At 37.9% G+C, this 21758-nt stretch carries 14 protein-coding genes, 1 tRNA gene and 1 pseudogene; 9 read left to right on the top strand and 7 right to left on the bottom strand.

The features are described from left to right. Position 1 precedes the first annotated feature (1 nt). Complete coding sequence (gene ccoG, locus DV63_RS12920) at positions 2-1378, bottom strand: cytochrome c oxidase accessory protein CcoG (protein ID WP_000894215.1); 1377 nt, start codon at positions 1376-1378, stop codon at positions 2-4. Between the two features lie 105 nt (positions 1379-1483). Between ccoG and plsY the strand changes: the two genes are divergently transcribed. The 6 genes from plsY (at position 1484) to nusA (ending at position 8288) form a co-directional block, all read left to right on the top strand. Beyond that, positions 1484-2146, top strand: coding sequence for a glycerol-3-phosphate 1-O-acyltransferase PlsY (plsY, locus tag DV63_RS12915; protein WP_031202336.1), 663 nt, complete (start codon positions 1484-1486; stop codon positions 2144-2146). Further along, entirely contained in the window at positions 2143-2496 is a 354-nt protein-coding gene (locus DV63_RS12910) for a FolB domain-containing protein (protein WP_000850871.1), read from the top strand. Before plsY ends, DV63_RS12910 begins: the two co-directional genes overlap by 4 nt. Next, positions 2480-2779 (top strand): hypothetical protein, encoded by a 300-nt coding sequence (locus DV63_RS12905; RefSeq protein ID WP_000848495.1) that lies wholly within the window; start codon positions 2480-2482, stop codon positions 2777-2779. The genes DV63_RS12910 and DV63_RS12905 overlap by 17 nt, the downstream gene beginning before the upstream one ends. A 205-nt stretch (positions 2780-2984) precedes the next feature. Further along, the gene (locus DV63_RS12900) at positions 2985-5624 is read left to right on the top strand and encodes a TonB-dependent receptor (RefSeq protein WP_020982409.1); all 2640 of its coding nucleotides are present in this window, start codon (positions 2985-2987) and stop codon (positions 5622-5624) included. 219 nt (positions 5625-5843) lie between these two features. After that, positions 5844-7004, top strand: coding sequence for an L-seryl-tRNA(Sec) selenium transferase (locus tag DV63_RS12895; protein ID WP_000807136.1), 1161 nt, complete (start codon positions 5844-5846; stop codon positions 7002-7004). 96 nt (positions 7005-7100) lie between these two features. Continuing rightward, positions 7101-8288, top strand: a complete 1188-nt coding sequence (nusA, locus tag DV63_RS12890; protein WP_000411622.1) for a transcription termination factor NusA — start codon at positions 7101-7103, stop codon at positions 8286-8288. Between the two features lie 809 nt (positions 8289-9097). On the opposite strand, the pseudogene DV63_RS12885 reads toward nusA, so the two are convergent. The 5 genes and pseudogenes from DV63_RS12885 to recG all read right to left on the bottom strand — a co-directional run bounded on the left by DV63_RS12885 (position 9098) and on the right by recG (position 19762). Further along, a pseudogene (locus tag DV63_RS12885) lies at positions 9098-12854 on the bottom strand (type IIG restriction enzyme/methyltransferase). 106 nt (positions 12855-12960) lie between these two features. Further along, positions 12961-15870 carry a type III restriction-modification system endonuclease gene (locus DV63_RS12880; RefSeq protein WP_000693699.1) on the bottom strand — a complete coding sequence of 970 codons (2910 nt, stop codon included), beginning with the start codon at positions 15868-15870 and terminating at the stop codon, positions 12961-12963. Positions 15871-15872: 2 nt separating this feature from the next. Beyond that, a complete protein-coding gene (locus DV63_RS12875; protein ID WP_000990482.1) occupies positions 15873-16460 on the bottom strand; it encodes a site-specific DNA-methyltransferase in 588 nt (195 codons plus the stop codon). Further along, positions 16457-17848 (bottom strand): site-specific DNA-methyltransferase, encoded by a 1392-nt coding sequence (locus DV63_RS12870; RefSeq protein ID WP_020982408.1) that lies wholly within the window; start codon positions 17846-17848, stop codon positions 16457-16459. The genes DV63_RS12875 and DV63_RS12870 overlap by 4 nt, the downstream gene beginning before the upstream one ends. A 48-nt stretch (positions 17849-17896) precedes the next feature. After that, complete coding sequence (gene recG / locus DV63_RS12865; RefSeq protein ID WP_001158415.1) at positions 17897-19762, bottom strand: ATP-dependent DNA helicase RecG; 1866 nt, start codon at positions 19760-19762, stop codon at positions 17897-17899. Positions 19763-19843: 81 nt separating this feature from the next. On the opposite strand from recG, the gene DV63_RS12860 reads away from it, so the two are divergent. Together DV63_RS12860 and DV63_RS12855 are read left to right on the top strand one after the other, a co-directional pair. Continuing rightward, positions 19844-20191, top strand: a complete 348-nt coding sequence (locus DV63_RS12860; protein ID WP_000837026.1) for a hypothetical protein — start codon at positions 19844-19846, stop codon at positions 20189-20191. 3 nt (positions 20192-20194) lie between these two features. Beyond that, the gene (locus tag DV63_RS12855; protein ID WP_000668034.1) at positions 20195-20830 is read left to right on the top strand and encodes an outer membrane protein; all 636 of its coding nucleotides are present in this window, start codon (positions 20195-20197) and stop codon (positions 20828-20830) included. Here DV63_RS12855 and DV63_RS12850 read toward each other — a convergent pair. Continuing rightward, a complete protein-coding gene (locus DV63_RS12850; protein WP_000780322.1) occupies positions 20827-21579 on the bottom strand; it encodes an exodeoxyribonuclease III in 753 nt (250 codons plus the stop codon). The genes DV63_RS12855 and DV63_RS12850 overlap by 4 nt on opposite strands. A gap of 101 nt (positions 21580-21680) precedes the next feature. Here DV63_RS12850 and DV63_RS12845 point away from each other — a divergent pair. Next, positions 21681-21756, top strand: a tRNA-Phe gene (locus DV63_RS12845). The last annotated feature ends 2 nt before the right edge of the window (positions 21757-21758 follow it).

Genomic DNA, 21758 nt, shown 5'->3' with positions numbered 1-21758 from the left:
TTCAATCCTCACTTGGCACAATAAACACCGATTCCCTTTCTATCGTAATATTTTCATCGTCTGCGCTATAAGCTTGTATGGTAATAGGGATTAGAGCGTCTTTAGCGTTCTTGTATGCTGTGGCGTTACTCTTTAAGGGTTTTCTTAAAATCACTACCGCTTTAATCTTTTGCCCGGCTTTAATGGCGATAGGATTTAAAGGCTTTTTGATTTGAATGCCTTTTTGCCCTAAAATTTTGAAATAAAACTCATGGTCTTTATTGTCCGTGTTGTGGAATAAAAACACGTAATCGTTATCCACATACCCACTAGAGCGCAATTCATACAGATCGCTGTTGCGGTTAATGTCTAAGAGCATGCGTTCTTTTTTAAACGAAGTGATGGCTAAAAGAGCTACCACAATAGCGATAACCCCCATGTAAGCGATCGTTTTTAAACGCACCAGGTGCACTTTTTGGCGCGTATTAATAGCGTTAGTTGAAGACCATTGGATGAGTGAAGGGCGGTTGAATTTAGCCATGGTAATCGCGCATGCATCCACGCATTCTAAGCAATTGATGCATTCTAATTGCAAGCCCTTCCTGATATCAATATGCGTGGGGCAAACTTGCACGCAATGCAAACAATTCACGCATTCGTTTTCTGGGTTGCGTTTTTTGGGGGGTAAGGGGAAGAGATGACCCTGATTGTCATAAAGCGCTCCGCCGCGCTTTTCATCATAAATGGGGTTTAAGGTGTCATTGTCATACAACACCGATTGCACCCTAGCGTAAGGGCATAAATAGATGCAAAAACGCTCCGCAACCACCACTATATCAAACAGCACCACAGCCGTGCTAAAAAGCCAAAAACCCATAGCAATAGGGTGATCGCTAGGGTTTTTAAGATATATAAAAAAATCTTCTGGGGCGATGAAATAAAAGAAAAATAACATCATTAGCCCCGCCACAACAGGAGCGAACAATAAAACGCTCAATACCTTACGGATCTTATAGCTTGGGGTGTTTTTAGGGCTTTCTTGCTTGTTAGTGATCTTTTTATGGAGTTTGAAAATCTTTGTTTCAATCACATCTCTATAAAGCACCCTTAAAAAGGTTTGCGGGCAAGCCCACCCGCACCACACACGCCCAAGGCTAGTGGTGATGAAAAAAATCCCTATAAAAAGCAAAATAACCATAAAAGGCATGACTTGCAATTCTTCAGCGCTAAAGATCTTGCCTAAAAAATGCAGTTGCTTATGCTCAAAGGAGATCAAAAACAAATGCGCCCCATCAATGCGAATGAAGGGCGTGATTAACAGCGCTAAAGAAATCAATAAAAACCCTATATAACGCTTCAAGCGGAACGATTTTAAAAAATGGCTAGAAGATTCAAGCATTCTCAATATCCTAAAATTTTTAAGCCACTATACCCTAACAACTTAACGCTTTCACTTAAAAAGCAACATGTTATAATGATCGCTATTTTATTTGAAAGGGTATTTATGGAAAGCGTTTTAAATTTCCTAACCAATATCAATGTGATTTTCACCCTTTTGGGTTATCTTATTGGGGGGATTCCTTTTGGCTATGCGTTAATGAAAATCTTTTACGGCATGGATATTACTAAAATCGGATCGGGGGGTATTGGCGCGACGAATGTCTTGCGCGCTTTACAAAGTAAGGGCGTGAGTAACGCTAAACAAATGGCCTTATTAGTCTTAATCTTAGATCTATTCAAAGGCATGTTTGCGGTGTTTTTAAGCAAATTGTTTGGGTTGGATTATAGTTTGCAATGGATGGTCGCTATCGCTAGCATTTTAGGGCATTGCTATTCGCCTTTTTTGAATTTCAATGGAGGTAAGGGCGTTTCTACGATCATGGGCTCTGTGGTGTTGCTCATTCCTATTGAAAGCCTGATCGGCTTAACGGTGTGGTTTTTTGTGGGTAAGGTGCTTAAAATCTCTTCACTCGCCAGCATTCTAGGGGTAGGCACAGCGACTGTTCTTATCTTTTTTGTACCTTATATGCCTATCCCAGACAGAGTTAATATCCTTAAAGAAGTCGGCACGCAAACGCCTATGGTGCTTATTTTTATTTTTACCCTTATCAAGCATGCGGGCAATATTTTTAATTTATTAGCCGGCAAGGAAAAGAAAGTCTTATGAAAACTAAACAAGGCGTTCATATCCATAACTTCGTGTTTGAAACGATTTTGGGGATTTTAGAATTTGAACGCTTAAAACCCCAAAAAATAAGCGTGGATTTGGATCTTTTCTACACGGAATTACCCCATAGGGCTTATTTAGACTACATAAAAATCCAAGAGATCATTCAAAAGATGATGCAAGAAAAACAATACCTTCTCATTGAAGACGCCCTGAAAGATTTGAGCCATGTTTTAAAAACGCGCTACAATGAAATCTCTGAGCTTTATTTAAAAATCAGCAAGTTAGAAATTTCTCCAAATTCTCAAGTGGGAGCGAGCGTGAAAATCCGCTATGAAAACGATCTTTAGCCTCTTTTTCCTCCTTATTGTTTTAAAAGCAAACCCCATAAACCCTTTATTAGAGCCGTTATATTTCCCGAGTTACGCGCAATTTTTAAATTTAGAACCTCATTTTGTCATTAAAAAAAAGCGCGCTTATAGACCCTTTCAATGGGGGAATACCATCATTATCAAACGCCATGACTTAGAAGAACGCCAAAGCAACCAGCCAAGCGATATTTTCCGCCAAAACGCTGAAATCAATGTGTCTTCTCAAACTTTTTTAAGAGGAATGAGTAGCGCTTCTTCATAAATGGCGCTTCAGCCACTCAGTAATCAGCCGCTCAGTAATCAGCCGCTCAGTAAAATACTAAAACTTTTTTAATCATATTTTTCTTGGTATTTTCTTAATCCTAAAACAAATTTAAGATATTATTAAATAGAATAATGTAATAATAACCTTAGGTTCAAAACTTGACTACATTTTTAGAAAAAAGTAAATAAAAAGGCTAAAAGAAATGCTTAGAAATAAATTTCGTATCGTGTTTGTCTCTTGTATTGTCGCTAGCAGTTTGCAAGCTCAAGAAAAAACCCACACTTTGGGCAAGGTAACCACTAAGGGTGAAAGGACTTTTGAATACAACAATAAAATGTATATTGACAGAAAAGAGCTCCAACAACGCCAAAGCAACCAAATCCGTGATATTTTTAGGACTAGAGCGGATGTGAATGTGGCTAGTGGGGGCTTGATGGCGCAAAAAATCTATGTTAGGGGGATTGAAAGCCGTCTCTTAAGGGTAACAATAGATGGCGTCGCTCAAAATGGTAACATTTTCCACCATGACGCTAACACCGTGATCGATCCTAACATGGTTAAAGAAGTGGAAGTGATTAAGGGAGCAGCGAACGCTTCAGCAGGCCCTGGCGCGGTGGCGGGTAAATTGTCTTTCACCACGATTGACGCTAACGATTTCTTAAGAAAGAATCAAACTTATGGGGCTAAAGCGGAAGCGGCCTTTTATACCAACTTCGGGTATCGCATGAACGCTACGGCAGCCTATCGTGGGAAGAATTGGGATATTCTAGCCTATTACAACCATCAAAATATTTTTTACTATAGAGATGGGAACAACGCTTTTAGGAATGTCTTCCACCCTAACTACGATTTACAAGATCCAAGCAATAGCGAAATGAGCGTAGGGACTCCGAGCGAAGTCAATAGCGTTTTAGCTAAAATTAATGGCTATATCAACGAAACCGATAGCATTAGCGTGAGCTACAACCTCACACGAGACAATTCTACAAGGCTTTTACGCCCTAACACCACTTCAGCCCTCTCCAAAGCCAACGACCCAGGAAGCCAACCAGCCCCTTTTGTGATTGACTTTGGGAAAGAATTAGCCCATACGATCAACTTCAACCACAATTTGAGCTTGAAATACAAGCATGAAGGCGGTCCTAATTTTAACCAGCCGCGCGTTGAATCCACCGCCTTTTTAGGGGTAAGGGGGGGCAATTATAACCCTGTGGTGAATCCTTTCGCTTACAATTCTAACGAGCCGGCTAACCCGGATTATATCCCTGAAGTGAGAGAGTGGTGTAATAACCCGGATAATATCAGCCAATGCACGCAGGGGGCTATTAGGCCTTCTAATGGAGGCTATCAAATAGGCTATGGCGCGCCTGACTCTATTAATTGGCAAGGGACTAGCGATTCTAGTGGGGGGGCGCAAGCAGGGTATGGGCAACTTAGCACTACCATGCTTTCTGCAAGCGCGAATGTTTATCATGGGCTTGTCCCTAAAAATCCTGATTATGACATGACCCCCCCTAACGCTCAAAACCCTAGCGCAAACGATTGGACTTTAGGGAATGCGGACGCTGAGGGGACTTTAGCCAGAAGGATTTTCTTAATCAACTCAGGCGTTAATTTTAAAGTAACCCACCCCATTAGCGAAGATTACGGGAATGTGTTTGAATACGGCATGATTTATCAAAACCTGAGCGTTTTCTCTGGACTGGATAAAGGCAAAAACGGCTATTATAAAAACAACATTGACCCTAACGACCCTAATGGGCCGGGCTTGCCTTACCGCCATTACTACACCGATCAAAGCTCCCAATACCCTCAAAATCTCAACACGCCTAACCCGCTCTATCGTAACATGCCCCAAAATTCGCATGCGATCGGGAATATCATCGGAGGGTTTATGCAAGCGAACTACAATATTTTAAGCAATGTGATCGTGGGTGCGGGAACTCGTTATGATATTTACACCTTGCTAGACAAAAACGGCCGCACGCATGTAACTTCTGGTTTCTCGCCTTCTGCAACCGTGCTTTATAACCCCATTGAAAGCATTGGCTTGAAAGTGAGCTATGCGTATGTAACTAAAGGGGCTTTGCCTGGCGATGGCGTTTTGATGCGCGATCCTACGGTGATTTATCAAAGGAACTTGCGCCCTGCGATCGGTCAAAATGTGGAATTCAATGTGGATTACAACAGCAAGTATTTCAATGTGCGTGGGGCAGCGTTCTATCAAGTCATCAATAACTTCATCAACAGCTACGGGCAAGACACTTCTAAAAACGGAGGGGGTAACGCGACCGCAAAAAACATGTCAGGGAATTTACCCGAAACCATTAATATTTATGGTTATGAAGTTTCAGGGAATGTGAGGTATAAGAATTTCTTAGGGACTTTCTCAGTGGCTCGCTCTTGGCCAACGGCTAGGGGGCATTTATTAGCGGACACTTACGCTTTAGCTGCAACGACCGGGAACGTGTTTATCCTAAAAGCCGATTATGATGTCCGCAGATGGGGGCTTACTTTAACCTGGCTCTCGCGCTTTGTAACTAACATGTATTATGAGGGCTATTCTATCTATTACCCGCAATACGGCTTGATAAAAATCCATAAACCCGGGTATGGCGTGCATAACATCTTTATCAATTGGACTCCGCCTTCTAAAAAATGGCAGGGTTTAAGGATTTCAGCCGTGTTTAACAACATCTTAAACAAGCAATATGTGGATCAAACTTCAGTGTTTCAAGCGAGCGCGGACGCTCCAGCAAGCGATATGATCCCTAAAGGTAAGCGCATGGCGCTCCCTGCTCCTGGATTTAATGCGCGTTTTGAGGTATCCTATCAGTTCTAAAATGAAAGAAATCCTAGGGTTTCTTTTTGAATTAAAACATGGAAATAAACATGAAAAAGCCCTATAGAAACCGCCAAACTCTATGGAAAAAGTTCCGCTCGCTCAATAAACTCATTAAGATACTCTTAAGGATTTTAAAAAAGTAGTTTTATCCAAAATTTAGCGAGTTTAGTTTAAGATAACGCTTTATTTTAATTCAAAAAAGGAAACGCGCTCATCATGGCTGAAGAAACGCTTGAAATAACTCCGGATCTTTTGAAAAACCCTTATCAAAAAATCATCAATGTGAGCGCGAGCGTTTTTGATGAAAACCATGGGCGATCGTTTTTTAGTGCGCAATTTTATGAAAGAATTGAACCTTATTTAAAAGAAGTTTTAACCCATCCCATTGATTTAGAATGCGATTTAAACACCGCTAAAAAAAAGAACCGCTTAACCCCTTTAAAAAAGCTTTTTAAAGCGTGTTTTAACACGGAAGAAATTTTGATTGTGAATAACAACACCAGCGCGGTATTCCTCATCGCTAACGCTTTAGTGCAAGAAAAAGAAATCATTGTTTCGTATGGCGAATTAGTGGGGGGGAATTTTAACCTTAAAGATATTTTGTTAAGTAGCGGGGCTAGGCTGCATTTAGTGGGGAACATTAATCGCGCTTATTTAAGGGATTACCGCTTAGCCTTGAATGAAAACAGCAAAATGCTCTTTAAAACCCACAACCCCCATTTTAAAAAAGACACGCCCTTTAAAGATTTGCAAACTCTGGCTAAAGAGCATGATTTGATTGATTATTACAATTTAGGGGATGTGGATTTGTTAGACAGAACGGCTTTAGAAGAAATTTTAGCTCTCAAACCATCGCTTTTAAGCTTTAGCGCGGATAAATTCTTCAACAGCGCGCAAGCGGGCATTATTATGGGGCAAAAAGAACGGGTTGAAGCGTTAAAAAACCACCCTCTTTATAGAGCCTTGAGGGTGGGTAAAATCACGCTCACCTTGCTTTTTCACAGCCTAAAAGCATGGGTGAATCATCAAGAAGAAATGACAATTTGTGCGTTATTGAACCAAACTAAAGACGCATTATTACAAAAAGCCCTCAAACTCTACGCCCTTTTAAAGCCTTTAGAATTGAATGTGAGCATAGCGTCTAGCTTTTCTAAAATAGGGAATTTGCCCGATAGAGAATTAGAATCCTTTTGCGTGAAAATCCAATCCAAAAACACCCGCGCTTTAAATAGTGAGAAACTTTATTTAAAACTTTTTCAAAAAGGCGTTATTACAAGAATTTCATGCGAATTTGTGTGCTTGGAAGTCTTTAGCTTGAATGAGAAAGATTTTGAAAAAATCGCTCTGGTTTTAGAAGAAATTCTTAATAAGGCTTAAAAATTCGCTATAATAAAATTCCTTTTAAACGCGCCATATCCCCCACAATAGAGAATGATAGAAAACGATAGAACATCAATTTAAAGGAACTTAAGAATGGAAAAAATCAGCGATCTTATAGAATGCATTGCGTATGAAAAAAATTTGCCTAAAGAGATGATTTCAAAAGTGATTCAAGGCTGTTTGTTAAAAATGGCGCAAAACGAGTTAGACCCCCTAGCGCGCTACTTGGTGGTTGAAGAAAACAAGCAGCTCCAGCTTATCCAGTTGGTAGAAGTTTTAGAAGATGATGATGAAAGATTGATTAACGACCCTTCTAAATACATCAGCTTGTCTAAAGCCAAAGAAATGGATCCAAGCGTTAAGATTAAAGACGAATTGTCTTACAGCTTGAGTTTGGAGAGCATGAAGCAAGGAGCGATCAACCGCCTTTTTAAAGATTTGCAATACCAGTTAGAAAAAGCGTTAGAAGACAGCCACTTTGAAGCGTTTCAAAAGCGTCTCAACAGCGTTTTAATGGGGCAAGTGATTTTAGTGGATCACAATCAAAACACTTTTATTGAGATTGAGCAGCAATTTCAAGGCGTTCTTTCCATGCGCCACCGCATCAAGGGCGAAAGTTTTAAAGTAGGCGATAGCATTAAAGCGGTTTTAACGCAAGTCAAACGCACAAAAAAAGGCTTACTCTTAGAACTGAGCCGCACCACTCCTAAAATGCTTGAAGCTCTGTTGGAATTGGAAGTCCCTGAAATTAAAGATAAAGAAATTGAAATCATCCATTGTGTGCGAATCCCAGGCAACAGAGCGAAAGTGAGCTTTTTTTCCCATAACTCTAGGATTGATCCCATAGGCGCGGCTGTGGGGGTTAAGGGCGTGCGCATTAATGCAATCAGTAACGAATTGAATAAAGAAAATATTGATTGCATAGAGTATTCTAATGTGCCTGAAATTTACATCACTCTCGCGCTCGCTCCAGCCAAAATTTTAAGCGTTGAAATTAAAAAAATCCCCATAGAAGAATTGAATGCTGAAGAAAAAGAGTCCGTTCAAGAGCGTTTTATTGTCAATAACCATTTGCAAAAGGCTAAAGTGCGTTTATTGGACATTGAAAAATCTAAGGCGATCGGTAAAGGCGGGGTGAATGTGTGCTTAGCGTCCATGCTTACAGGCTATCACATAGAGTTTGAAACCATTCCTAGCGTCAAAGAAAACGCAGAAAATGAAAGCGAGAAAGAAACGCAAAAAGTGGGGGTAGAAGCTTTAGAGTCTTTGTTTAAGAATTAAGGGTATCTAAAATTCAATCTCTAAAAAGCTTTTAACTAAATTCAAAAATTGGGAAGAAAGTTTTTAATACGGTTTTAAATTACACGATTTTAAATGAGTGGTTTGTAGCTTTTATCAAAATCGTTTTTATAAGATTAGGATAAAATAACGCTCACCCCCTAGTTTTTTTCGCTAGAGATTAGGGGGTAAATTACCTTCAAAGGATTACTATGTCCAAAAAACATGGTAAAAAGCCTTTGGTTGTATTATACTTAAAAATACCTTTTTTTAAGTATAGGGTTAAAATCGTTGTTAAAAAAACCCATTAAGCCAAAGGTTTCCCCTATTTAAGGGGTTTCCTTTAAGGTAAAGCGCTTTTTATTCACTGCCCGTTTTCAATGATTTTAATTTCTTTATTTATAAAGATATTTTTCAAGAAAAAAGTAAGGCCAATCACTTAAGTTCTAAAAATAAGCTTTAAGTTAAAAATTTGCGGTGTTGAACAAATATATAACTAAATTTCAAAAATTGGGAAGAAAGTTTTTAATGCGATTTTAAATGAGTGGTTTGCAGCTTTTATCAAAATCGTTTTTGTAAGATTAGGATAAAATAACGCTCACCCCCTAGTTTTTTTCGCTAGAGATTAGGGGGTAAAGTTTGTCTAGGAGACTTCTATGAGAAAAAATCATAGCAAATACTCTTGGGAAACATTATACCTAAAAATTAGTTTTTTAGGGTTTTGTTTGGAATTAAAAATCAAACGATAGTTTTTCAAGAGTCCCCCTTTTTTAAGGGGGGTGTTTCTTAGACAAAGAACAAGCGCTTTTTATTCACTGCCCGTTTTCAATGATTTTGATTTCTTCATCGGTGAGGTTATAGAGCTGATAGACTAAAGCGTCAATTTCTTTTTCTAACTTTTGGGTGTTGGCTTTAGGGTCTTTTTCTTTTACTTTTAAAATCCGCTCTGCGCCATCTGTGATTTTACGGGCTAATTCTTGGTTTTGCGGCGTGATTTTAGGAATGGGAAGCCGTTCTATAAAAGCCTTTTTATAGCGATAGCCACTCTCGCCTAGTCCTCCGCCAGCATAGAAAGTTTTGAAAGCAAAAGTAATCAATTTAGAATGCAACATTCCTAAAAGATAGTGCAAATGCTCTCCTGTGAGAATGAAGCTCGTGGCTTCTGCATAAAAATACCCTAATTGGCATTCTCTATTATCTAAATAAAATCGTGGCTCTTGCACGATCTCGCCATACACAATTTTCTCTTTTTCAAAATCCTCTAAATACGCGCAATTCCTTAAGTGATAGGGGGTGTCTCCTTGATCGCATCGTGTGGCAATAATATCATAATGAGCGTCTAAATGCGCTTTTGTTGCGGGGTATTTTTCTATATCAATGGGAGGGATTTTAGATTTGAGATTAGAAGTGTAGCCGTTATGGGTGTTAATAAGATACTCCCCCGCCCACTCATAAGAATACCTTTTAATGTCTTTCCCTCTCAAAATAGGCTTAATAAGCGCTTCTGTGCGCTCCCTTTCTTCTTGCGTCTTGCAAGCGTTCAAAATGGCGTCTCTTTTTTCAGTGGGAATAATAAAGGCTTCGTTAGCGCCGGTTTTTATCCCATAATTGATTTGAATATCCCAGTCTTTAAGCGGGGTGCCGATACTCTCCATTTTATCCCTCAAGTCTAAAAGCGTGGTGTTGGCAAAAATAAAGCTTTCTGTTGAAAGCCCGTTTTGCCTCATGGGCAAAGAATGGGCGCTTTTCAAATCGTTTCCATCGTTTGGGGTGGGTTCGTAATATTTAAAAACACTCTCTTTGGAGGGCGTTTGTTTGATGAAATTCATGATGCTGGTATCCACTGCAGCACTCTCAAAGACTTTTAAGGCGTTCAATTCCATGTAACTGACAAGGGTGGTTTTTTTGAGCAGCAATTCTCTCAATTTAGCGCCGTATTTGGCGCGCGCGTATTTGTTGGAAGTGATGAAAGCGTTAAACCCCTTTTCTTTTAAAAGGTGGAAAGCCAGGGCAAAAAAGTAGGTGTAAATGTCAGCGGTGCTGTTATAGAAATCTTGGTATTGCTTTTGTAATAAAGGCTTTAAGTCTTTGATGTGTTCTTGGCGGATATAAGGAGGGTTGCCAATGATGCAATCAAAGCCTAAAAAATCCCCCTCATCATCTAGCACTTCAGGGAATTCAAAGCGCCATTCAAACGCATTGTGATACTCTCTTACCACTTAAAGCATCATCAAGCTTTTTTCTTAAAGCTCTAATACGCCCATAAGAAGCAAAAGCCTCTTCCTCTTCTTTAGGGCTTAGTTTGGGCGTGCCAAAAAGACTTGGGATAAAGTAATTTAACCCATCTAGCAAACTCTTATCGTCTAGGGCAAAATCATTGTATTTTTTGATGTGTTTTTCAATAGTCTTTTCAAGCTCTGCTTTGGTTTTAGGGTCTTTGAGCGTGAGGGAAAAAGTGTTTTTTAAGTCTTGGATTTTGTTGATAAGATCGGCTTTATTTAAGGGATAGAGAGGGTTTGGGTCTTTGTATTGGGCGACTAGATCTTTGTATTCTTGGATTTTTTGCTTGATATTGGGGATCTTTTTGAGATCGTCATTCAAATTAAAGCGTGAGATCAAGCTGTTAGCGCACTTAATGTTAATGTCAATGTTGGGGAGGGTTTCAAGCGCGTTAGTGTTCTTGCCATTTTCAAAAATGTAATAGCTGTATTTTAAAAGCTCTATCCATAGCCTGAGCTTGGTGATTTCGCAAGAATTGGGGTTAATATCCACGCCAAAAAGGCAGTTTTCAATGATGGATTTTTTAAGCTCAAAAAGTTCTTTTTGGATTTGGTGGTGAGGGTCGTTTTCGCTATGCGGTTTTTTGTAGTTAAAGATTTCACCCGTTGGCGCGTGGTGAATGATGATTTCATCGTTTTCTAATTCAAGATCGTAGCGGTGCAAGGAAGCAATAAGCCCTAGCTTATAAGCGATCCACACCATTTCATTGAGCGCAGAAACCAAGAAATGCCCGCTCCCCACCGCCGGATCGCAAACGCGTAAAGTGAGAAGGAATTGCAAGTATTCTTTGCGTTTATCCTCTTTATAGCTATCATTTTTGAGATAATTTTTTAATTCTTCTAATTTTTCACACTCTATATTATATTTTTGATTGAATTTATCCAACACGATCTTACTGATACTCTCTTTGCACATGTAGCTTGTAATGAAGCTTGGGGTATAAAAGCTCCCCTCTTTATAGCCATTGAGTTTTTCAAAAACAAGCCCTAAAACGCTAGGGTTAATCAAAGGGCTTTCGCTGGTATTTGTATTATCTTTAATGTCTTTAGGGGTGGTGGTGAAATTATAAGCGTGCAAAAATGCAAAAAGGTATTTTAGCAAGGGTAATTCTTTTTCTTTTTGGTAGTTTTCATCTTTTTTGAGAACGGATTTAGGATGAAACTCTAAAGGATAGTTATCAAGCGATTTGATTTCATGCCTGTTTGATTCTAAAGGCGTTTTATCAAACAAACTGGAATTCAAATAAGGGATTTTTTCTAAAATCTTGTTTTGTTTTTCTAAGGAGCGCTCGTTATTTTTCTTGGCTAGGACTTCAAAAAAGAGGTTGTTTAGGGCGTTGAAAGTTGTAAAGTTGTCTGTGGTTAAGAAAGGTTCTTTAAAATGATTGAACGAGATTAAAAGGCTTTCTAAAAGCCGTAAAAACAAGATGCGGTTATTCCAAGCGATGAGTAACGCCATGACTTCTTCATCGTCTAAATTGTTGTAGCATTTTTTTAAAGCATCGCTTAGGGAGTTTTTGGTGCGGCTGGGCTTGATTAAAATTTTCCCTTTGTCATTTTGTTCTTCTAACCCTAAAATGTAAAGCAATTCTTCATAAAAATCTTTGTTAAGCGTGTTAGCGTCAAGGGTTTTCCTTTGTTTTAAAAGGACTTCTTGGCTTAAAACTTGATAAATCAAAGGAAGTTCTTTAACATCATCGCTCAAATTAAAGTGAGTGTAGCGGAGTTCGCCTTGAAAATCTGTTTTCAAATATTGTTCTAAATCTTTGTAAAATTTTGGTTTTGAATGGTCTGTGCCTTCGTTTTTAGCCCAATTTTTATAGAATTTATTGATGCGTTTATCGTTTTGAAACAAAAGCAAATCCCTACAATCAAAGAAAAAAAATTCATGCGCGTTGCAAATAATGGCGTGTTTTAGGGAGTTGTTTTCTTCTGTCTCTTTTAAAAAATACAAAACCATTTGACAAAAGGCTTTACTGAGCGGGTTTTCTCTGTCTTTAGGGAATTCTGTCTTGTTGGCTAAGGCTTTGACTTCAATAAGCACCCAAGCTTTTTCATCCACATAGATCGCGCTATCCACTTTTTCATGAGTATTGCAGTCATAGCCATAGGTATTTTTTAAAAACTTATTGATTTCATTTTTTTGAAATTCTTCATCATTTCGTTTTGGTGCGTTTTCTAATAAGCTGTTTATTTCTTTTTCAAAATTTTCTATAGTTTCTTTTGTGGGTGTTTGGGGATTGTGTTTTTTAATAAAATCTTTGAGCGAGATGTGAGCGAAACGAATCATAAAACGCCTTTGAAATGGGATAACAACGATTATAACAAAAGCACTATGAATTTTAAATAAAAACGCTTTTATTTAAAATCGTTCCATGTGAAACATTAAGATAGCTCTAATCTTTACGATTTAAAACTTCATTAACCAACGTGCTTAATTGATCTTTGTTCATTTTGGTTTTGTATTCAATATTCACGCCTTGCTTTTTTAAAGCTTCAAAAAATTTCTTAGCGGTTGAAATTTTCCGCCGCTCTTCTTCGCGCAATTCGCTTTCATTTTCAACCCCATTAGTTTCTACCACTAACAACACTTTTTTATCGTTGTTTTCAACCACATACCCAAAATCAGGGCTATAAGTTTGATTCAACCCTATCGGGATCTTAACCCTAGGGAGCTTGCCAAAAACAATGATTTTAGTGTCGTTAGATTCTTCAATCGTGTCTTTTTCAATCTTGCTTTCCACTTGCATGAAATTTTCATACAGGCATTTTTCTTGAGCGCTTGAATTTTTAATCTCGTATTTATCCCCCCTCAAATTCCCATGTAAAAATTCTCTAATTTCTCCTTTTTCATCATAAAACGCATCGTTTTTTCTGTTTTTAATCGTCGTTTCGCGCATTTGATAGGAAATTTTATCTTTAATGTTTTGATAAATGATTTCCAAAAACAGCTCTTCTAAGCGCTTTAAGCCCTCTTGTTCGTTTTTTTTAATGAGCTCAAACTTGTTTTCATCAATGTTTTCCAACACTTTAGCCACGCTTTTAAAACTCAATTTCACCTTATTGGACAAGGCGCTGATAAACTCATGCAAGCTCCACACGCATGCGCTTTCTCGCTCAAAAACCTCTGTTGTGGCGTTATTTCCCATATTTTCTACTTTTTTATGCGTCGTAACCGAAACGATTTTTGAACTGACATTAAAAGAAGTGTTGATCTTTGTTACAATCTCATCAATCAAGCTCTCGCTATCAATGGCGTAAGCGATCCTAGCTTGATGATTCAAACTTTCCCATAAGGTTTCAAATTTTTTAAAATTTTCTTTATTGATTTTGATTTTTTCAGTTTTTCGCTCGTTTTTGTTCCTCACTCTAAAATGGCCCACTAAACGATCTTTTAAAAAATCTTTTAATTTTTCAAAATCCAGGTATTTTTCATTTTTTAATTTTTCTAGTTCCGGCTCTTTTTCTAAAAATTCGTTTTGATTGAGAGTGAGTTTAAAGCTTTCATCATCTGTTTTTTCTCCAAAACCCAAACCCTCTAATGTTTCCAATAAAACCCCGTAATACCCTTTTTTAACAACGCCGCTTTTTTCTAACTCTTCTGCGCTAAATATTTGTTTAATCAAGCTGTGTTCGCTTATCTCTTGCTGGATCGCTCCCACAAAATCCCCCTCAACTTGCGGCACGATCACCACCAATTCATTGACAAAATCAAAATCAGCATGCTCTTTAGTGATGCGTTCGCCCCTATCATTCACAGCGAGCCTTAGCCTCCTACCAATTTGTTGCAATTTAGTGATATTGGAATGGCTAGGGGCTAATTTGCAAATCGTCATCACATTAGGGTTATCCCACCCCTCTTGCAACGCCCATTGCGAAAAAATAAACCTGAGATCGGAATCAAAACTCAGCAATTTTTCTTTTTCTTTTAAAATGAGCGCGATCACTTGGGCTTCATCGCCATCTTTATTGCTTTTAGCAAAATACCCTCCATGCGCTTTTTGAATATCGTCTTTGGTGCGCTCTAAATACGCTCTATAATTTTCATCTAAAGGCTTTTTTAAGACTTCTTCAAGCTTTTGTTGGTAAAGTTTTTCAAATAAAAGGGCCAATTTAGCCGGCTTTTCATTCTCGCTTAAATAGCTATTCACCCCGCTAATAAACACCATGCACAAGGCTTTAATCCCCTTTTTAAAAAGCCCTTCTTCTCTTTCAAAATGGCTTTTTATCGCTTCTTTCAGCATCACTTCTTGCTCGCCTTCTAAAAGATGAGAAAAAGGCTCTTTTTGATCCAGTAACAAATTAACGCCATTGAGAAAACGAACCTCAGTTTTAGTGATGTTTTCTACAATGTAATCTTCTAAAGCGCTGATTTGAGTTAGCACCCCTAAATTATCATGCTTTTTGACTTTGACGCTTTGGGTTTTCTTTTCTAAATCCGTGTAGTTGATTGCAGCTTCATATTCATTTCTTTTTTCAATCCCTTTAAGCTCTAAAAAATACTCTTGACTCTCCCCCACAGACGCCACGCTGATGCTTTTCACTAGGGCGCAATCAAACGCTTTTTTGCTGTCTAGCGCGTAAATCAAATTATTATAATCGTCTTTAAAAGTCGCTCCAAACCTGAGCGTGACTAAAGCGTTTAATTGTTCCAAATATTTTTTTGTTTTATCGCCTAAAAATCGGTGCGGTTCGTCCATGATTACGATAGGGCGCATACTCGCTAAAGCTTGCATGTAACTTTTTGCACCATTGAATAGATTCGTGTTTTCTAGGCATGATTTGTTGATAGTATTTTTCTCTTTATTGAAAGCAGAAAAAGTCATCACCAACACGCAGCATTTATGGTTGCTCGCTAAAATAAAGCTTCTTATCTCTTCATAGCTTTCTAAATGCGTAGAATACTCGCTTTTAAAAAATTCTCTGGTGATTTCAACGCTCTTTAAAACCCCTAATTTAATGGCGTTGCTTGGCGTTAAAACGATAAATTTTGACAAATGGTAGTTTTTGTGCAAGGCATAAACGCATTCCAAAAAGCAAAAGGTCTTCCCGGTGCCTGTTTCCATTAAAATATCGCAGTTTAACGACTTGTCAATCCCCACGCTCCCCTGGGTTATTTTTTGTTTCGATCGCAAATTCTCAATATTTTCTAATAAAACATCTTTGATCGCCCCTATTTCAAAAACAGGGTTAGAAATCCTTTGAGCGTCATTTTCTGGCTCCCTGAAATCAATCCCCTTAAACACCCCTAAAATTTGGTCCCGGCATTGCTCCTGATAGTCTAATCGTTTGAATTTGATTTTCACCTCTACCCCCTAATCTTTAAATCGCCGCTCTCTAATTTCAAATCCAACAAATTACTGCCCAATTCCAAACACAGCCTATCATTACTGATAGCGGGCATATACATGCTAATTTTTTCCACCCCTTTATCTTTCAAGCTTTCTAACACTTCGTTCATTTCTATATCCCCCACAATGAAAGCCGTATTTTTGGCCAGATACAAGGCGTTTTCAATCAAGCAAGTTATAGGGGTGGTTAGCTCTAAACCCTCACAGCATAAAAGCTTGATTAAAATCGTTTGAGTTTCCCCTTTTTTTGGGTTAGAATAAGCGAACAAATCCTTTTGATGGGCTTGACTGAGATTTTTATCATTAGCATGCGTTTCATCATCAATGATTTCAAACGCTCTAAACCCCACATCTAAATGCACACAAGCTTCTTTGATTTTAGCCCCCGCTCTTTTAATCCTTTCTTCGGTGATGTCAAAAATGCTCGGGGAGGTGGATTTTAAGGCGTTCAAACAAAAATCATAAGCGCTTTTGTTTTTCTTGGGATCGATTTTTTCATCTAACTGGACGAGAATGAAGCGCCTTTCTTTAAATGCGGCGTTCAAACCATTAAATAACCCCCCCCCTCACTTAATTTTTGATAATCGCTCTTATTACTCTCTAACACCGCATGCGCGGTTGTCCCGCTCCCGGCGAAAAAGTCTAAGATGATGTCGCCCTCGTTTGTGGATAATTCAATCAGTCGGTTGATGAGTTTTAAAGGTTTTGGGTATGAAAAAATTTTTTCTCCATTAAAAATATTTCTTACTTCATTCGCTCCTATATCGCTATAAAGATTAGTAATTAAATTAGAATACGCATTCCCACTTTTACGATAGATAATCTGTAGTTTTTTATTATCAATTGCGCATAATTCATACATTTTTCTATATGAACACCAAAAACCATCGCTCGTTTTTTGAAATTCAATAAACCCATTTTGATTACCAAAATCAAATAATTTCTTACTCCAAGTATAGCGGTATGATTTCTCTTTTTTAATATTTTGATGGTTTTTAAACCATGTGCCATCAGGTGCTTGTATTTCATAATCCAAGCTCTCAATATATTGAAAACTACTTGCAGAACATGAGTGCATTAAAGGAGTAAGCTTATAATGCCCTCTTGTTTCAAAATATTCATCTTTTAAAATATAACCCTTTTCTTCCAATTCTTCTTTTGTATTTTCATGTTTATTTGCTTTAAAATTATATCTTTGATAGCAGAAAATATATTCTGTTCTTGTATCAATCGTTTTATCTTCTGTTGTGTTGCCACTTGGCTTATTTTTAGAATGCCATATAAATTGAGCCACAAAATTCCCCTCCCCAAAAATCTCATCGCATAAAAGTTTGAGTTGGGCGCACTCGTTATCGTCAATACTGATGAAAATCACGCCGTCTTGTTTGAGCAAATCTTTAGCGAGCAACAATCTAGGATACATGAAACTAAGCCACCCGCTATGGCATTTTGACCCAAAAAGATTCTTGATGTAATCCAGCTTTTCTTTAGAATAATCCAATGCTTTTAAAATCTCTTCATTGGATTGCGAGAAATCATCACCATAGATAAAATTCTCGTTTTTCGTGTTGTAAGGCGGGTCAATGTAAATCATTTTGATTTTTTCACTATAGCTTTGTTTTAAGATTTTGAGAGCGTCTAAATTATCGCCCTTGATGAGAATGTGCTTGCTGGTGGATTCGTTTAAGGGCTTTAAAATCTTATTGTTTTTCTTAAAAGCTTGATTTAGGGCGATTTTCTTACCCACAAAATCCAACCCATAGCCCTCTTCTTTTATCTCGCTAAAATCCCCGAGTAACGCTTTTAATCTTCCCACATCCAGCGTGAGTTTATCGTCATTTTCTATACTCAAGCAACCGGGAAAATAACGATTAAAAACCTCTAAATTTTTTTCATTAACGCTTTTTTCTCCACCAATTTCTTTATTTTGCATTGCTATCCTTTTTTAAATGATTTAAATTACCCAATTCTGCCTTAATTTTCAATTTTCAAATGTTCCCCGTGAAACGCTAGCATTTTTTAAAAAATCTTGTTTCACTTCAGCGATAATGTTTTCATCTCTGGCTAAGTCAATGTATTCAAAACTATTCCCGCTCTGCTCCCCGCCCTGGAGCAAGTCCCCGCTTTTTCTGTATTCTAAATCCAATTCAGCGATTTTAAAGCCGTCCAATTCCTCAGCAAATTTTTCCAATCGTTCGTTTTCTTCTTGGATCGTGCATAAAAAACAATAGCCTTTCAAGCCGTTACGAGACACGCGCCCCCTTAACTGGTGCAAAGTCGCTAAGCCTAACCTTTCGGGCGCTAAAATCACCATCACGCTTAGTCGTGGTAAAGAAATGCCCACCTCAATGAGCGTAGTCGCTAAAAGAATGCTCCCGGACTCTCTGAATTCTTCAATCACTTCTTCTTTATTTTTATTCTGCCCTGAAGTGGTATAAACGTTTTTAAAGCGTTTTTGCCAAAAACTCGCCCCCTCACTGAGCGATAAATACGGGATTTTTTCGCTCTCATTCACCAGCGGATAAACGACAATGACTTGATGGTTTTTAGCGATTTCTTCGCTGATTTTCTCCATCACTATTTTAAAATCTCTTTTATGCAAGACTAAAGTTTCAATCTCTTTAGGGTAAGGGATTTCTCTGATCATGGTCGTTTTCACAAACGCGCTTTTGGCTAGGGCGAGCGTGCGAGGAATGGGGGTAGCGGAAAATTGCAAGGAATGGGGTTTATTGCCCTTACTGCTCGCCATTTTTTCTAATTGGTAGCGCTGTTTTGTGCCAAATCGGTGCTGCTCATCAGTGATCACTAGTGCGAATTCATTCAAATCGCGCTTATCAAACAACAACGCTTGCGTGCCGATGACCACATGAGTGATTGTTTCAAACAAATGATTTTTTTTGCGGCTCCCGCCAAGCAGTAATTCCACTTCAAAATAAGGGGGTAAAAATTTTAAGGCTTCGTTATAAAGCTGTTTAGCGAGAATGGAAGTGGGCGCCATTAAAAGGGTTTTATTAGGGTAGGCTAATACCATGCTCGCTAAAATCACCATCGTTTTCCCGCACCCCACATCGCCCACAACAAGACGCTTGCACGCTATGGGACTAGTGAGATCGCTTTGGATTTCTTTAATGGCGTTTTGCTGGTCGTTGGTGAGTTTAAAGGGTAAAGAAGCGATAAACGCTTTCAAGCGTTCGCTATTATTAGGGCATGCGATTTTAGCGTTGAATTGCAATTTTTTGCGTTCTAAATTTTTCATATAAAAAAACATTTCAATATATTTTAATGCATTTAAATGTTGTGAAGGAAAATTTTTATTCGTTTCAAAATCCTTGACAAAATGCGGCGTGGGGAAAAAGATTTCTAACAATAAATGCGCGATATTTTCTTTAATGCCTTCCTTTTTTAAATTTTCTAATGAAATGAGTTTTTGTAAATTTTCTTGTATTTTTTTATGATTTTTAACTTTTTTAAAAATTAAAGAAATTTTGCCAAATTCGGTAAGGATTTTAGGCGTGTTAATGATATAAGCTTGATTAAAAGAGCTTTGCTCTAATTTACCATAAATGAACAAACTCTCGCCGGTTTTAAACTGGCTGTGATGGAACACGCTGTAATTGAAAAAAACAAGCTCTAAATTTTTGTAAAATCGTTTGGAATAAGCAAAAATCTTTAAAACTTTGGCGTAGTTTCTTTTCTCTAAAATATCCACTTCTAAAACGCCGCTCAAGCCCATTTCAAAATGTTCTAATAAATTCAAATCTTTATAGCCTTTGGGCGTATAAACAAGCAAGGCTTCTAAAAGCGATTTCACATTCAATGTTTTTAATAAGTTCTCTGTTTCTTGCAATTTGTTCTTACCCTAGCTAATCCTTAATCATTTTTATGATAAGATAATCAAATTATACATTGACTTAAGGAAATTTAATTGATGAAATCTAAAATCACTCATTTTATCGCTATCTCTTTTGTTTTAAGCCTGTTTAGCGCATGCAAGGACGAGCCTAAAAAATCGTCTCAATCGCATCAAAACAACACTAAAACCACTAAAAACAATCCAATCAATCAAGCGAATAAGGATATAAAAAAAATTGAACATGAAGAAGAAAATGAAAAAGCCACCAAAGAAGTGAATGATTTGATCAATAACGAAAATAAAATTGATGAAATCAATAATGAAGAAAATGTTGATCCTTCGCAAAAAAGAACGAACAACGTTTTGCAACGAGCCACTAACCACCAAGACAATCTCAATTCTCCGCTTAACAGGAAGTATTAAAGTGTGAAATTTTTTTCAAAGGATTTATTTAAAAAAGTAACCCCTTTATTTTTAAGCGTTTGTTTTTTAAGCCCTACCCTTATGCAAGCCAAAAGCCGTTTTTATGTGGCTTCTCAGTATCAGGTAGGGAAAATGATCATGAAAAAATACAACGATCTCAAACGCACGATTGAAGGAGCGAGCTTTTCTTTAGGCTGGGAGATTAACCCCACTAATTATTGGTTTTATTCTCGCTATTACTTTTTTATGGATTATGGGAATGTCATTCTCAATAAAAGAACGGGCGCTCAAGCGAACATGTTCACTTACGGCTTTGGAGGGGATTTGATCGTGGAATACAATAAAAACCCCTTGTATGTATTTTCTCTTTTTTATGGCATGCAAGTTGCCGAAAACACATGGACTCTTTCCAAACACAGCGCGAATTTCATCATTGACGATTGGCGCAGCATTCAAGGGTTTTCGCTCAAAACTTCCAATTTCAGGATGCTAGGTTTAGTGGGGTTTAAATTCCAAACCGTGCTATTCCACCATGACGCTAGTATTGAAGTGGGGATCAAATGGCCTTTTGCTTTTGAATACGACTCAGCCTTTGTAAGGCTTTTTTCTGTCTTTATTTCGCACACTTTCTACCTTTAAACTAATTCCAACCCCACCGGGCAATGATCGCTCCCTAAAATATCTTTATAGATTAAAGCGTCTTTTAAGCGCGTTTTTAAAAGGTTAGAGCATAAAAAATAATCAATGCGCCAACCAATGTTTTTATCCCTTGCTTGTTGCATATAACTCCACCAGGTATAAGCCTTTTCTTTGTTAGGGTAAAAATAACGGAAAGTGTCAATGAAACCAGCGTTCAAAAGCTCGCTGAATTTTTCTCTCTCTTCATCGCTAAAGCCGGCATTTTTTCGGTTGGTTTTGGGGTTTTCTAAATCAATTTCATTGTGGGCCACATTCAAATCCCCGCACACAATGACCGGTTTTTTTAACTCTAAAGCTTTTAAAAATTTCTTAAATTCCACTTCCCAACTCATGCGATAACTAAGCCTGGATAGGGCTTGTTGGGAATTAGGGGTATAAACATTCACCAAGTAAAACGACTCAAATTCGCAAGTTATTACGCGCCCCTCTTTGTCATGCTCTTCTATATTAATACCATAGATCACGCTTAAAGGCTCTTTTTTAGTGAAAGTTACCACCCCAGAATAGCCTTTTTTAATCGCGCAATTCCAAAAATCAAAATACCCTTTAAATTCAAAAGTGTTTTGTTCTTGCTGCATTTTAGATTCTTGAATGCAAAAAACATCCGCATTTACGCTATTGAAAAAATCCATAAAGCCCTTAGTCATGCAAGCCCTTAACCCGTTCACATTCCATGAAACCAATTTCATTTTAATCCTTGTTCCCTTTTGAATGAATTATATCTTTTCAGTCATTTTTTTAAAAATTAAGCTTTATTTTACCTTTTTTATGTAATAATTGTCTTTTGCTTGGCTTGATAGCTCAGTCGGTAGAGCAGAAGACTGAAAATCTTCGTGTCGGTGGTTCGATTCCGCCTCAAGCCACCATC

The sequence above is a fragment of the Helicobacter pylori FD535 genome, from assembly GCF_000296015.2.
Lineage (GTDB): Bacteria > Campylobacterota > Campylobacteria > Campylobacterales > Helicobacteraceae > Helicobacter > Helicobacter pylori_CT.
This window is presented reverse-complemented; position numbering and strand designations above follow the sequence as displayed.

What these genes read in the sequence shown, in the direction of transcription:
- ccoG (WP_000894215.1), bottom strand. Translation starts at nt 1,378, where the DNA reads ATGCTTGAATCTTCTAGCCATTTTTTAAAATCGTTCCGCTTGAAGCGT.
- plsY (WP_031202336.1), top strand. Translation starts at nt 1,484, where the DNA reads ATGGAAAGCGTTTTAAATTTCCTAACCAATATCAATGTGATTTTCACC.
- DV63_RS12910 (WP_000850871.1), top strand. Translation starts at nt 2,143, where the DNA reads ATGAAAACTAAACAAGGCGTTCATATCCATAACTTCGTGTTTGAAACG.
- DV63_RS12905 (WP_000848495.1), top strand. Translation starts at nt 2,480, where the DNA reads ATGAAAACGATCTTTAGCCTCTTTTTCCTCCTTATTGTTTTAAAAGCA.
- DV63_RS12900 (WP_020982409.1), top strand. Translation starts at nt 2,985, where the DNA reads ATGCTTAGAAATAAATTTCGTATCGTGTTTGTCTCTTGTATTGTCGCT.
- DV63_RS12895 (WP_000807136.1), top strand. Translation starts at nt 5,844, where the DNA reads ATGGCTGAAGAAACGCTTGAAATAACTCCGGATCTTTTGAAAAACCCT.
- nusA (WP_000411622.1), top strand. Translation starts at nt 7,101, where the DNA reads ATGGAAAAAATCAGCGATCTTATAGAATGCATTGCGTATGAAAAAAAT.
- DV63_RS12870 (WP_020982408.1), bottom strand. Translation starts at nt 17,848, where the DNA reads ATGCAAAATAAAGAAATTGGTGGAGAAAAAAGCGTTAATGAAAAAAAT.
- DV63_RS12860 (WP_000837026.1), top strand. Translation starts at nt 19,844, where the DNA reads ATGAAATCTAAAATCACTCATTTTATCGCTATCTCTTTTGTTTTAAGC.
- DV63_RS12850 (WP_000780322.1), bottom strand. Translation starts at nt 21,579, where the DNA reads ATGAAATTGGTTTCATGGAATGTGAACGGGTTAAGGGCTTGCATGACT.